The sequence below is a fragment of the Oryzihumus sp. genome (assembly GCF_054325275.1).
On the sequence record NZ_JBTCWL010000089.1, the window covers coordinates 1 to 13,490 of the forward strand.

Sequence of the window (13,490 nt, forward strand, 5' to 3'; positions counted from 1 at the left end):
TCGGCCGCCGGTGGTGCCTACATCCCGGCGTTCACCGACATCGTGATCATGGTCGACGGCAACGCCTCGATGTACCTCGGCAGCCCCCGCATGGCCGAGATGGTCGTCGGCGAGAAGGTCTCGCTGGAGGAGATGGGCGGGGCGCGGATGCACTGCACCGTCTCCGGCTGCGGTGACCTCCTGGCCTCCGACGACACCGACGCCATCGAGCTGGCCAAGCTGTACTTCTCCTACCTGCCCTCCTCCTGGCGCACCGAGGCCCCGTCCTACGTGCCGGAGGAGCCGTCGCGGCCGCTGACCCGCAGCACCGTGCCCGAGAAGGAGAGCCAGCCCTTCGACATCCACGAGGTCATCGACGGCCTGGTCGACGAGGACTCCTTCTTCGAGGTCAAGCCGCTGTTCGCCGCCGAGCTGGTCACCGGCTTCGGCCGGATGGCCGGTGAGACCGTCGGCATCGTCGCCAACAACTCAGCGGTCAAGGGTGGCGTGCTGTTCTCCGACAGCGCCGACAAGGCCGCACGCTTCATCTGGCTGTGCGACGCCTTCAACGTCCCGCTGGTCTACCTCGCCGACGTGCCCGGGTTCATGATCGGCTCCGAGGTCGAGCGCGGCGGCATCATCCGCCACGGCGCCAAGATGATCACTGCGGTCTCCGAGGCCACCGTGCCGCAGTTCTCGGTCATCGTCCGCAAGGCCTATGGCGCGGGGCTCTACGCCATGGCCGGGCCCGGGTTCGGCCCCGACGCCACGCTGGCCCTGCCGACCGCCCGCATCGCCGTGATGGGTCCGGAAGCGGCGGTCAACGCCGTCTATGCCAACAAGATCAACGAGATCGAGGACCTCGCCGAGCGCGAGCAGTTCGTGCAGGACAAGCGCCGGGAGTACGAAGAGGACGTCGACCTCGAGCGCCTCGCCGCCGATCTCGTCCTCGACGGCATCATCGAGGCCGACGCGCTGCGCCAGGAGCTGCTGCACCGGCTGCGCTACGCTGCCCGCCGCGACCGTGCCTTCAGCCAGCGGCGGCGCGGGGTCCCGCCGGTCTGACCTGCGGGATTTGACCGCTGCGGGAGGTTAGGTAAGGCTTACCTTCGTGAATCCCCGCGTCTGCGCTGCTGTCGTCCTGCCTGCCCTCGCCGTCGCCGCCTGCGGCACCGGCTCCGCCCGGCCCTCCGCCGACGAGACCGGGTCGGCCAAGCCGGCGGTCGTGGTGACCTCCTCGGGCCGCGCCTGCACCGCGGACGTCGACAGCGTGGCCGCCGGCGCCCGGGTGGTCCGCATCCACAACAGCGGTGACAAGGTCACCGAGCTCTACATCCTGCGCGCGGACGGCACCAAGGTCGCCGAGCGCGAGAGCATCGAGCCCGGCGCCTCCGAGGACATGACCGTCGAGCTGAACGAGGGCGCACACACCCTGCAGTGCCTGCCCGGCAAGAACGGCACGAAGGTCGCCGGGGCCCTGACCGTCACCGCCGCGCAGGCAGGTGACACGGCCCGGGACGGGCGGCTGGCAGCCGCCGTCCCGGCATACCGCGCATATGTCGCGCAGCAGGCGGGCGCGTCCCTCACCCAGGCCCGTGCGCTGAAGGCGGCCATCGCCGCCGGCGACGTCGCCAAGGCCAGGGAGCTCTACTGGACCAGCCGGGTGGGCTGGGAGTCGATGGAGCCGGTGGCCGAGGCGTTCGGCGACGTCGACCCCAAGGTCGACCTGCGCGAGGCCGACCTCGAGGCCGGGCAGCAGTGGACCGGCTGGCACGTCATCGAGAAGCAGCTGTGGACCAAGGGCACCACCGCCGGCCTGACCCCCGTGGCGGCCCGGCTCGTGACCGACCTCAGCGACCTCGTCGCCCGGATACCCCAGGCCGAGATCACCCCGACCTCGATGGCCAACGGCGCCAAGGAGCTGCTCGACGAGGTCGCCACCGGCAAGGTCACCGGCGAGGAGGAGGCGTTCAGCCACACCGACCTGGTCGACTTCGCCGCCAACGTGGCCGGGGCGAAGCAGGCGTGGACGTTGCTCAAGCCGGTTGTCGTGCAGCGCAAGCCCGAGCTGGCCACCTCGCTCGACCAGCGGTTCGCCGCGGTCGAGGGGCTGCTGGCGAGGTACCGCAAGGGCGCGGGCTACGTCTCCTACGACACGGTCACCCTGGCCCAGCGCTCGGAGCTCTCACGGGCCGTCGACGGCCTCGCCGAGCCGCTGTCCCAGCTCGCCGCGGCCGTCGCGTGAGCCGGTTCAGCCGCCGCCAGGCCCTGGGCATCGGCGCGGCCACGGCGGCTGGGGCCGCAGGCATCGTGCTGGCCGAGTCCAGCGGTGCCTCGGTGTTCCGGGCCGGGCACGGCGAGCCGGCCGCCGCCGAGGGCACCCCGGTCGCCTTCCACGGCGAGCACCAGGCGGGCATCGCCTCGGCGGTGCAGGACCGGCTGCACATGGCCGCCTTCGACGTCACCACCGACAGCCGCGACGAGGTCATCGCGCTGCTCACGGCGTGGACGGCCGCCGCCGCCCGGATGACCCAGGGCCGGGAGGCCGTCCCGGGCGGGGCGATCCCGGCCGTGAAGCAGGCGCCGCCGGAGGACACCGGCGAGGCGCTCGGCCTGCCCGCCAGCCGGCTGACCATCACCATCGGCTTCGGCCCGACCTTCTTCGAGAAGGACGGCAGGGACCGCTTCGGCCTGCGGGGCCAGCGCCCCGCCGCACTGGTCGACCTGCCGCACTTCCCCCAGGACGCGCTCGACCCGGCCCGCTGCGGCGGCGACATCGTGGTCCAGGCGTGCTCGGACGACCCGCAGGTCGCCGTCCACGCGGTGCGCAACCTGGCCCGCATCGGCTTCGGCACCGTCGCAGTCCGCTGGAGCCAGCTCGGCTTCGGCAAGACCTCCTCCACGACGCCGCAGGCCCAGACCCCGCGCAACCTGTTCGGGTTCAAGGACGGCACCAACAACATCGCCGGTGACGACGCCGACGCGCTGCGCCAGCACGTCTGGGCCGACGCCGCGGACGGGGCCGCGTGGATGGCCGGCGGCAGCTACCTGGTCGCGCGCCGGATCCGCATGCACATCGAGACCTGGGACCGCACCTCGCTCGACGAGCAGGAGCTGGTCACCGGCCGGCACAAGGGCAACGGCGCACCTCTGGGCGGGGTGCGCGAGCGCGACGTCGTGAAGCCCGCCTCGCTGCCCAAGGACGCCCACGTCGCGGTGGCCCACCCGAGCGCCAACGACGGGCACCGGATCCTGCGCCGCGGCTACTCCTTCGTCGACGGTTCCGACGGGTTCGGCCACCTCGACGCCGGGCTGTTCTTCATCGCGTTCTGTCGTGACCCGCGCACGCAGTACGTCCCGATGCAGAACCGGCTCTCGCGCCACGACGCGATGATGGAGTACCTCCAGCACACCGGGTCCGGGTTGTGGGCCGTCCCGCCGGGCGCGCGACCCGGCGGGTGGGTCGGCCAGACCCTGTTCGAGACCTGACGGCTCAGACCGCGCGGGCCAGCGACAGGGCGAACCGCCCGGCCTCGTCGGTCCACCACTGGTCCAGCACGAAGCCGGCCGCCTCGAGCTCGGTGGCGACCTTGTCCCGGCGGAACTTCGCGGAGATCTCGGTGCGCATCTGCTCGCCCTCGGCGAAGTCGACCTCGAGGCCGATCCCGGGCACCCGGACGTGCATGGCGCGGGTGGCGACGAGGCGCATCTCGATCCACTCGTTCCCGGCGTCCCACACCGCCCGGTGGGTGAACGCCTCGACGTCGAAGTCGGCGCCCAGCTCGCGGTTGAGCACGTGGAGCAGGTTGCGGTTGAACTCCGCGGTCACCCCGGCCGCGTCGTCGTAGGCCGCCACCAGCGTCCCCTCGTCCTTGACCAGGTCGGTGCCGAGGAGCAACCACTCACCGGGCTGGAGCACCTCGCGCACGCCATGCAGGAACCCGGCGCGCTCGGCCGGCAGCAGGTTGCCGACGGTGCCGCCGAGGAAGGCGACGAGGCGCGGCTGCTCGCCAGGCAGCCGGCTCAGGTGCTCGGTGAAGTCGCCCACCACCCCATGGATGGTCAGCCCCGGGTAGTCGGCGTCGATCGCCTCGACCGCCTCGCGCAGCGCCGTCCCCGAGACGTCCAGCGGCACGAACGTGCGCAGGGAACCGTTGTCCCGCAACGCATCCAGCAGCAGGCGGGTCTTCTCCGAGGAGCCCGAGCCCAGCTCGACCAGCGTCTGCGCGCCTGTGTGCGCGGCGATCGCGGCGGCCCGCGCGCCCAGGATCTCGCGCTCGGCCCGGGTGGGGTAGTACTCCGGCAGGCGGGTGATGTCCTCGAACAGCTCGCTGCCCCGCGCGTCGTAGAACCACTTCGGCGGCAGCCACTTCGGCGTGCTGGTCAGCCCGTGCTCGGCGTCGGCTCGCAACGCCGTGGCGGCGTCGTCGGCGGTGAGGTAGGTGTCCACCTGGGTCATGGCCGTCCCTTGTCATCGATCGGATGCATCTCGAACGTCGTGCGCGTCGCGTGGAGCACGTGCCGGTCGGGCACCGCCCCCCACGACGGGTCCTCGGGGTCCCACGGCTCGGAGCTCACCGCGAGCTCGCCGTCGCCGCGGCGCACCCACAGCGAGTGCCACCACGTCGTCGCGGTGACCGTCTCGCCGTCGGTGAGCAGCAGGTTCAGGCGGGAGTCCGGCGCCGCCGCGGCCACCTCGGCGACCACCCCACCGAGCGCCTCGAGGGGGTGTTTGCCCGCGCGCAGCCGGTGCCGGACGAGCGCCCACAGCAGGGCGGCGTCGGTCGGGGCGTCCAAGGTCATCAGGTCGGTCGCGGGCAGCCCGGCAGCCTGCTCGGCCACCGAGTCCGGCCAGCCCCGCACCACCCCGTTGTGGCTGAACAACCAGCGGCCCTCACCGAACGGTGCGCACGCGCTCTCCTGCACCGGCATGCCGACCGTCGCGCTGCGCACCGCGGCCAGGACCGCCGTGGAGCGGATGGTGGTGGCCAGGTCGCGCAGCGACCGGTCCGTCCACATGGGGCAGGCCCGCCGGTATCGCGCGCCGTCACCGCCGGGGGAGGGGTACCAGCCCACGCCGAAGCCGTCGGCGTTGATCGTCCCGCCCTGGCGCATGTCGAGCGGCGCCCAGGACTGGCGCAGCAGTGAGTGCGGCGGGTCGAGCAGCACGTCGGCGAGCGCCACCTCGGGGCCGACGTAGGCCAGGTGCCGGCACATGACCTAGCCGAGCTCCTCGGGACGGGGGTCTCGGGCGCACCGGAAGCCGGAGAAGATCTGCCGCCGGATGGGGTAGTCCCAGTTGCGGAACGTGCCGCGACAGGCGACCGGGTCGGTGCCGAACGAGCCGCCGCGCAGCACCTTGAACTTCGGTCCGAAGAACACCTGGGAGTACTCGGGGTAGGGGAACACCGCGAACCCGGGGTAGCCGCCGAAGTCGCTGCTGGTCCATTCCCACACGTCTCCGATGAGCTGCTCGACGCCGAGCGGCGAGGCGCCCGCGGGGTAGGCGCCGACGGGTGCCGGACGCAGGTGCCGCTGGCCGAGGTTGGCGTGCTCGGCCGTCGGGTCCTCATCACCCCACGGGTAGCGGCGGGAGCGGCCAGTGGCCGGGTCGAACCGGGCGGCCTTCTCCCACTCCGCCTCGGTGGGCAGGCGCTTGCCGGCCCATGCGGCATACGCCTCGGCCTCGTGGAAGCTGACGTGGACCACGGGCTCGTCCAGCGGCAGCGGCTCGCGCACGCCGAACCGGGTCCGCACCCAGCGGCCGTCCTCGCGCTCCCAGAAGCGTGGAGCGGTGATGCCGGCCTGCTGCCGGTGCGCCCAGCCGGTCGGGGACCACCACTGCGGGTCGTGGTAGCCGCGCGCCTCGACGAACGCGAGGTAGTCGCCGCAGGTCACCGGCGTGGTGTCGATGACGAACGCGTCGACGTGCACCTGGTGGGCCGGGCGCTCGTTGTCCAGGGCCCACGGCTCGATGGAGGTGCCCATGGTGAATGGCCCTGCGGGGACGAGCACCTCGCCGGCCGGCACCCGGCGCCCGCGGGGCGGGGGCGGTGCGTCGAGCACCGGGGCACCGGCCCGCAGCTGGTGGGTGGCCAGCATGGTCTCGTCGTGCTGCTGCTCGTGCTGGGCGATCATGCCGAAGGCGAACGCGCCCTCGACCAGCGGCCGACCCTCGAGGACGGCGTGGTCGAGCACGTCCAGCACCTTGTCGCGGACCTCGGTGACGTAGCCGCGCGCCTCGGTCGGGCCGAGCAGCGGCAGCGCCGGGCGGTCCACCCGGGCGTGCTTGAACGCGTCGTAGAGCTCGTCGATGTCCTGGCGCACCGGGTCCCGGCCGCCGACGTCGCGGACCAGCCAGAGCTCCTCCTGGTTGCCGATGTGCGCCAGGTCCCAGACCAGGGGCGACATCAGCCGGGAGTGCTGCCGGGTCAGGTCGTGGTCGTCGACCGCGTCGGTGAGCGCGGTGCTGCGGGAGCGGGCCCGGGTGAGCACCTCGGCCACGTGCGCGCGCAGCTTCTCCTGCTCCATCGCGGTCAGGTCGGGGGTCGTGGTCATGCCGAGCACCTCCGGCTCGTCGCGTCCTCGATGCGTTCCTGCAGCTGCCGGGTGACCTCGTCGGCCACCGCCCGGGGCAGGTCCTGCCCGTCCAGGGCGGACACGCCCAGCTCGACCACCGCCGTCGCGGAGCGGGCCAGGCCCGGGTCGGCCACGCCGACCCGGGCTGCGCTCAGCCACCGGTCGGCGGTCTCCTCGGTCGCCTCCAGCACCCGCCCGACCGTCTCGGGCCGGGACAGGAGCGCGGTCAGGAGGGCGACCGGTGTCATCCAGCCGCGCCCGGGCTGGGCGTCGAGGTAGCGCACCTCGAGGTAGCCGTGCGGCCGCACCGGCGGGAAGAGCGTGGACAGGTGGTAGTCGAGGTCCCGGGTCGTGGGCGGTCGGCCGACCGGGGAAGGGTCAGCCACCCAGTCCGCGAAGCGCACGCCGACGGGAGCGGCCCACGGCCCCTGCTCGCGGCGAACGCACAGCAGCGGGGCCTCCAGGGCCATCCGGGCGTACTGCGCCACCGGGTCCGCGGTGCGGGCCGGGGCGAACGTGGCCGGCGGCGCGGTCGCGAGGGTTGAGCGCAGCCGGGCCGAGACCCAGCCGGTGTCGCTGCCGGCCATGACGGCGGAGTTGCCGAAGAGAGCGGTCAGGGTCGGGCCGAGGGCGTGCACGGCGTCCCACCGGTGCACGGCCGCGGTGCCCTCGCCGAGGTCGACGCAGACCTGCAGGCTGGCCGTGCTGCACATCATCCGCGAGCCGTGCGGGCCGATCGCGGCGAAGAAGTCCTCCATCGCGTCGTAGCGCGGCGTGCGCAGGATGCGGCGGGGGGTGCGGTGCGGGTCGAGCCCGTGCTCCCCGCGGCGCATGCCGTGCGGGGCGAGCAGCTCGCCGAGGGCGGCGTCGTCGTCGGCGGCCGCCTCGAGGAGGAAGGCGACCGAGGGGGTCGGCGCGGAGGAGATCTCGACCTGGCCGCCGGGTTCGACGGTGACCAGGGAGCCGGCCGGCAGGGGAAGGTGCGGGCTGTGCGGGTCGACGGTGGTCGGAGCGTGAGGGCCGAGGGCCCGTGCCAGGTCGGTCAGCTCGACGGCACGGGCCGGGTCGTCCTCGTGGTGGAGGGTCCACTCGAGCTCGACACCCTGCAGCCGCGGAGGTCCGTGCTTGAAGCAGACCATGGCGACGTAACCCTCTGCCTGGTCGCGCGACAGGACCGGCGCCCCGTGGACCTCGTCGTCCCCGGTCGCCACCGAGCCCCCCGGCATCTCCATCGGCATCACCATCGGCACGAACCTAACTGCCGCCCCTGACAGCGACAACCGCAATAGGCGTAATCCCCGTGACGGCTCGACGACGTGGCGGTGACCCGTCAGACGGGGGCTGCGGGCGCTCGCCGCTCGCGTCGCTCAGGCGGTGATCTGGGACCAGGCGACGCCGACCTCGGCGAGCAGCTCGCGCAGCAGCGGCAGGCTCAGGCCGATGACGTTGGACGGGTCCCCCTCGATCCCGGTGACGAACGGCCCGCCCAGGCCGTCGAGGGTGAACGCTCCGGCCACCCGCAGGGGCTCGCCCGTGGCGACGTAGGCGTCGATCTCCTCGTCGGTCAGCTTGGCGAAGTGCACGGTCGTCGAGGCGACGGCGCCCAGGGTCGCGCCGGTGCCGCCCGCGTCGTCGGCCCGGTCGTCGATGAGCCAGTGGCCGGTGTGGAGCACCCCGGAGCGGCCGCGCATCTGCCTCCAGCGCTCGACCGCCTCGGCGGCGTCGGCGGGCTTGCCGTGCATCTGCCCGTCGAGCTCGAGCACCGAGTCGCAGCCCAGGACGAGCGCCGACTCCGGCGCGCCATCGATGCCGTCGCCGGCCAGCAGCGCGGAGGACACCGCCTCGCACTTCGCCCGGGCCAGCAGGAGCGCCAGGTCGTCGGGGGCGAGCTCGCCGTAGGTGTGCAGGGCCTGCGCGACCACGGCGTCCTCGTCCACGTCGCTGACCAGCACGAACGGGTCGATCCCGGCCCGGCGCAGGGTGGTCAGCCGGGCTGGGGAGGAGGATCCGAGGACGAACGACAGTGGGGACTCAGGCATGCCCGGAGGCTACCGGGCGCCGGCACCGGTCCCGGTCGCAGCCGGCGTGCCGGCCGGGGCCTGACCGGCCGGTGCGGCCCGGAGGGCGACGGCCACCGCCCCGGCGAGGACCATGGCGGCCCCGACCACCCAGAGCCCGGTCTTCTGGCTGCCGGTCAGGTCGGCCAGCCACCCCGTCACATAGGGGGCGACGAACCCGGCGGTGTTGCCCACCGAGTTGACCAGCGCGATACCGCCGGCCGCCGCGGCGCCGGTGAGGAACGTGGTCGGCAGCGCCCAGAAGGTGGGCAGCGCGCACATCACGCCGGTTGCGCAGACAGTCACCGCAGCCATGGCCGCGAGCGGGCTGCCCAGGTAGAGCGCGACGGGGATTGCCGCCCCGCCGACGAAGGCCGGCAGCGCCACGTGCCAGACGCGCTCGCGCGTGCGGTCGCCGTGACGGGCCCACAGCACCATGGCGACGGCGCCCACGACGTAGGGCACCGAGTTGATCAGCCCGCGCTCGAGGATCGAGTAGCTCGTGCCGAACTGGGTCTCGAAGCCCTTGATGATGGTGGGCAGGAAGAATCCGAGCGCATACAGGCCGTAGACCACGCCGAAGTAGACGAAGGCCAGCGCCCAGACCCGGCCGCTGGTCAGCGAGCCGCGCAGGCCGACGTGGTACTCGCGCTGCTTGTCCGCGTCCTCGGCGTCCATCACGGTGGCGAGGGCCTCGCGCTCACCCGGCTGCAGCCAGGACGCGTCCCGCGGACGGTCGGTCAGGAACCACCACGTGACGACCCCGAGCAGGACCGCGGGCACGCCCTCGAGCAGGAACATGAACCGCCAGCCGCTGAGCCCGAACAGGCCGTCGCCGTGCTCGATGAGCAACGAGGACAGCGGAGCGCCGAGGGCGGAGGACAGCGGCACCGCCGCCATGAACAGGGCCGTGACCCGGGCCCGGTCGCGCTGGGGGAACCAGTAGGTCAGGTAGAGGATGATCCCGGGGAAGAAGCCGGCCTCGGCGATGCCGAGCAGGAAGCGCAGGGCCACCAGCATGCTGCCGTTGGGCACGAACGCGATCGCCCCGGCGACCAGGCCCCAGGTCAGCATGATCCGGGCGATCCAGCGCCGCGCGCCGAAGCGGTGCAGCGCCATGTTCGAGGGCACCTCGAGCAGCAGGTAGCCGATGAAGAACACCCCGGAGGCGAAGCCGAAGGCCGTGGCGCTCAGGCCCAGCTCGGCGTTCATGCCGTTGGGGCCGGCGAAGGCGATGTTGGTGCGGTCGAGGTAGTTCACGAAGTAGAGCAGCGCGAGGTACGGCGTGAGCCGGCGGGCGACCTTGCGGGTCGCCGACCCCAGCTCGGCCTCGTGCGTCGTCGCGGTGGTCATCCCGCCGTCCTCCCTGCCCCTGGCCCCGCGACGCCGGGCCGAGCGGCTCAGCCCACGAGGTCGTCCACGTAGCACCATCTCCACGCCTCGCCCGGCTCGAAGCTGCGCACCACCGGGTGCCCGGTCTCGGTGAAGTGCCGTTCGGCGTGCCGGCCGACGGACGAGTCGCAGCAGCCGACCTTGCCACAGGTGAGGCACAGCCGCAGGTGCACGGGGGTCAGCCCCTCGCGCTCGCAGTCGGGGCAGCCGGCGGGGGTCTGGGGCTGGACGTGGATCCCGGAGTCCGCGAGGTGCTCGCACGCGCCGCCGACGGGCTCGGGCGGCAGCAGCGGCTCGTCGCGCAGGTCCTGGGTGCGCCGTTCGACCCGGTCGAGCATCGACTCCTCCAGGTCGAGGGCGGCCATGACGTGCTCGAGCACTTCGTGGTCGGCGCGCCCGGAGTCCCGGATCTCCAGCACCGCCTCGCGCTCGGCGGCCAGCATGGCCAGGCGCAGCCGGCGGTAGGTCTCGCTGGGCGTCTCCCGGTCGGAGTCCGGGCTGCCGAGCCGCTCCCAGACGATGTTGGTGCGGGCGTCCGCCCGTGCCCGGAGCACCTCGACGGTGTCGGCGTCGGTCTCCGCGGCGACGCGGTCGAGCTCCTCCAGCCCGGCCTTCACCGCGGTCTGCAGCACCGTGGCCTCCTGCAGCGCGTCCTCCCGCGGGTCGGGCCCGTGCACCCCGAGCCGGCGCGCCAGCCACGGCAGGGAGAATCCCTGGACCATCAGCGTGCCGCCGGTGACCACCAGCGCGGCCAGCACCAGCACCTCCCGGTGCGGGGTCTGCTGCGGCAGCACGAACGCGGCGGCCAGGGTCACCACACCGCGCATCCCGGCCCACGACACGACGGCCGTGTGGGTCCACGGCGTCGAGCGGCCGAGGCGGTCGGGTCCGGGGCGGATGGCCAGGTAGCGCGCGGGGAAGACCCACAGTGGCCGCAGCACGATCACCGCCGCCAGGATGGCCAGGCACGCCGTGGCGATCTGGCCCAGGCCGAGCGGGGAGTGGCGCACGTCGTCGATCACCCAGCGCACCTGGAGCCCGATGACGAGGAAGACCACGTTCTCGAGCAGGAACTGGATGGTGGTCCAGTTGATCCGCTCGCTCAGCCGCGAGGAGGCGCTCTGCAGCACCGGTGCCTTGTGGCCCAGCAGCAGGCCGGCCACGACGACGGCGAGCACCCCGGAGGCGTGGATGGCCTCTGCCGGCAGGTAGGCGACGAAGGGGGTCATGAACGACAGCGACGTGTCGAGGACGGAGTCGGTGACGTGCTTGCGCACGAGGCCGACCAGGGCGGCGACCGCGACGCCGACGGCCAGTCCGCCGAGCGCCGAGAGGGCGAACTCCCCGGCGACCCCGCCCACGCTGACCGTGCCGGCGATGGCGGCGATGGCGGTGCGCAGGCAGACCAGGGCGGTGGCGTCGTTGACCAGCGACTCGCCCTCCAGGACGGTGACGACCCGGCGCGGCAGCCCGATCCGCCGGGCGATGGTCGTGGCCGCCACCGCGTCCGGTGGGGCGACGACGGCCCCGAGCGCGAAGGCCGCGGCGAACGGCACCGGCAGCAGCAGCCAGGTGACCAGGCCGACGCCGAGGGCCGTGAACACGACCAACCCGACGGAGAGGTACCCGATCGCGCGTCGGTTGTCCCGGAAGTCGACCAGCGAGCTGCGGATCGCCGCCGCGTAGAGCAGCGGGGGCAGCAGCCCGACGAGGACCACCTCCGGGCTCAGGTGCACCTGCGGCAGGAACGGCAGGTATGACGCGCCGACGCCGACCAGCGTCAGGACCAGAGGCGCCGAGACGTCGTAGCGGCGGGCCAGTCCTGCGACGAGGGTGACCGTCGCGACGAGGGCGAGCGCGACCGTGGCTGCATGCACGCCCTGAATCCTCGCACCCGGCCGGTCGGTCCCCGGGCCGTGACCTCGGCGGGCGTGGCGCCGTTGAGCAGCACGGACCGGGACGTGCCGCTCCCGGCGGACGAAGGGATGACAGCAGCGATGCGATGGACAGCGAGAACGGTTTCCGCGGTCGCGGGGGCGCTTGCCGTGGGCGCGGCCATGGTCGGTGGGCCGACGGCGCAGGCCGCCACGAACGACCCGCTCTACAGCAAGCTGTGGGGGCTCCAGCAGATCCACGCCGAGCAGGCCTGGTCGAAGTCCACCGGCGCGGGGGCCGTGGTCGCGGTCGTCGACACCGGCATCGACTTCAGCCAGCCCGACCTGCAGGGCCAGGTCCTCCAGGGCGCCACGTTCACCGGCTGCCAGAACACCCGCCCCTGCGGCAACGGTGACTTCCGCGGCCCGGACGGCGTCGACAACGGCGACGAGCACGGCACCCACGTGGCCGGCACAATCGCCGCCGTCCGCGGCAACGGCATCGGTGTCGTCGGGGTGGCCCCCAACGCGAAGATCCTGCCGGTCAAGGTGCTCGAGAACGGCTCCGGCTCCAGCGAGGACATCGCCGACGGCATCCGCTGGGCGGCCGACCACGGCGCGAACGTCATCAACATGAGCCTGGGCTCGACGCCCGGAGGCCAGCTGCTCTCCATCACCGGTGTCGACACCGCGATGAAGGACGCGATCGCCTACGCCCGCTCCAAGGGCGTCCTCACGGTGGCCGCTGCCGGCAACAGCTCGACTGCCCTGTGCAACGACCCCGCCTTCGACAGCGTCGCCATCTGCGTCGGCGCGACCGACCAGCGTGGCCTGCACAGCTGGTACTCCGAGCTGCCGAACAAGCTCGACCTGAAGTCGGTGTCCGCCCCGGGCGGCGCCGGCCTGTCCGCGCTGGGCCTGCCGGGGCAGTGCGACGAGGACATCTGGTCCACCGTCCCGGTCGGCACCGGCTCGCCCGGGTGCGGGCAGAAGGACTACGACGCGTATGCCGGCACCTCCATGGCCACGCCGCACGTGGCTGGTGTCGCGGCGTTGCTGTTCGCCCAGGGGCGCACCGTCGACCAGGTGGAGAACGCGATCCTGGCGACGGCGCAGACGCCGGGGACCGGGACACGCGGGACCTACACGCCGCTGTACGGCTACGGCGTGGTCGACGCGGCGGCAGCGGTCAACAGCTGACGTCGATCCGCCTGCGGCACAGGGCCGCCCGGGGCCGGGAGGCACGGGCGGCCCTGTGCGCTCCGGTGGGTGGGACCGGGGGTGGTCAGAGCACCCTCAGATCACTGCTAATGTTTTCCCTGCGTTCAGCGCGAGGGACACCTCGGGCGGGCCGGACTCCCTTCCGGAGGCCGGTCGCCCGGTTTGACCCGGAAGCGCAGAGCGAGTAAGGTTGAAGGGTTGCCAGCGAGGCGGTTCGCACGAAACGCCGGGTAGCTCGGACAACAACACGAACGGTAGCCCCGGATCCAGGCTTGAGTGTCTGGTGATGGTGCGCGTCCGGTCCTTGAGAACTCAACAGCGTGCCAAAAATCGATGCCAATTACCTCGTCCCGGCGTCCTTGTGGATGTCGGACGAATTTCCTTTGGT

At 73.0% G+C, this 13,490-nt stretch carries 11 protein-coding genes; 4 read left to right on the top strand and 7 right to left on the bottom strand.

What is annotated here, in order from left to right; translation table 11 throughout:
* From ACXVGS_RS17240 to efeB, 3 genes are all read left to right on the top strand, one after another.
* Positions 1-1,044, top strand: a 1,044-nt coding sequence (locus ACXVGS_RS17240) for an acyl-CoA carboxylase subunit beta (protein ID WP_458537235.1), incomplete at its 5' end; no start/stop codon positions are given.
* A 46-nt stretch (positions 1,045-1,090) separates the two neighbouring features.
* Positions 1,091-2,224, top strand: coding sequence for an iron uptake system protein EfeO (gene efeO / locus ACXVGS_RS17245; protein WP_458533882.1), 1,134 nt, complete (start codon positions 1,091-1,093; stop codon positions 2,222-2,224).
* Entirely contained in the window at positions 2,221-3,468 is a 1,248-nt protein-coding gene (gene efeB / locus ACXVGS_RS17250) for an iron uptake transporter deferrochelatase/peroxidase subunit (RefSeq protein WP_458530470.1), read from the top strand. The genes efeO and efeB overlap by 4 nt, the downstream gene beginning before the upstream one ends.
* Before the next feature lie 4 nt (positions 3,469-3,472).
* On the opposite strand, the gene egtD is transcribed toward efeB, so the two are convergent.
* The 7 genes from egtD to ACXVGS_RS17285 all read right to left on the bottom strand — a co-directional run bounded on the left by egtD (position 3,473) and on the right by ACXVGS_RS17285 (position 11,884).
* Positions 3,473-4,438, bottom strand: a complete 966-nt coding sequence (egtD, locus tag ACXVGS_RS17255; protein WP_458533884.1) for an L-histidine N(alpha)-methyltransferase — start codon at positions 4,436-4,438, stop codon at positions 3,473-3,475.
* Positions 4,435-5,196, bottom strand: coding sequence for an ergothioneine biosynthesis protein EgtC (gene egtC, locus ACXVGS_RS17260; RefSeq protein ID WP_458530472.1), 762 nt, complete (start codon positions 5,194-5,196; stop codon positions 4,435-4,437). Before egtC ends, egtD begins: the two co-directional genes overlap by 4 nt.
* A gap of 3 nt (positions 5,197-5,199) precedes the next feature.
* Positions 5,200-6,537, bottom strand: a complete 1,338-nt coding sequence (gene egtB, locus ACXVGS_RS17265) for an ergothioneine biosynthesis protein EgtB (RefSeq protein ID WP_458530473.1) — start codon at positions 6,535-6,537, stop codon at positions 5,200-5,202.
* Positions 6,534-7,790: an ergothioneine biosynthesis glutamate--cysteine ligase EgtA gene (egtA, locus tag ACXVGS_RS17270; RefSeq protein WP_458537236.1), complete on the bottom strand. Its 1,257-nt coding sequence runs from the start codon at positions 7,788-7,790 to the stop codon at positions 6,534-6,536. The genes egtB and egtA overlap by 4 nt, the downstream gene beginning before the upstream one ends.
* A 135-nt stretch (positions 7,791-7,925) precedes the next feature.
* Positions 7,926-8,597, bottom strand: coding sequence for a Maf family protein (locus tag ACXVGS_RS17275; RefSeq protein ID WP_458530475.1), 672 nt, complete (start codon positions 8,595-8,597; stop codon positions 7,926-7,928).
* A gap of 9 nt (positions 8,598-8,606) precedes the next feature.
* On the bottom strand, positions 8,607-9,968 hold the full coding sequence (locus ACXVGS_RS17280; RefSeq protein WP_458533888.1) for an MFS transporter: 1,362 nt from the start codon (positions 9,966-9,968) through the stop codon (positions 8,607-8,609).
* A 47-nt stretch (positions 9,969-10,015) separates the two neighbouring features.
* Complete coding sequence (locus ACXVGS_RS17285) at positions 10,016-11,884, bottom strand: Na+/H+ antiporter (protein WP_458530477.1); 1,869 nt, start codon at positions 11,882-11,884, stop codon at positions 10,016-10,018.
* 168 nt (positions 11,885-12,052) lie between these two features.
* Between ACXVGS_RS17285 and ACXVGS_RS17290 the strand changes: the two genes are divergently transcribed.
* Positions 12,053-13,081 carry a S8 family serine peptidase gene (locus ACXVGS_RS17290; RefSeq protein WP_458532454.1) on the top strand — a complete coding sequence of 343 codons (1,029 nt, stop codon included), beginning with the start codon at positions 12,053-12,055 and terminating at the stop codon, positions 13,079-13,081.
* Positions 13,082-13,490: the final 409 nt, after the last annotated feature.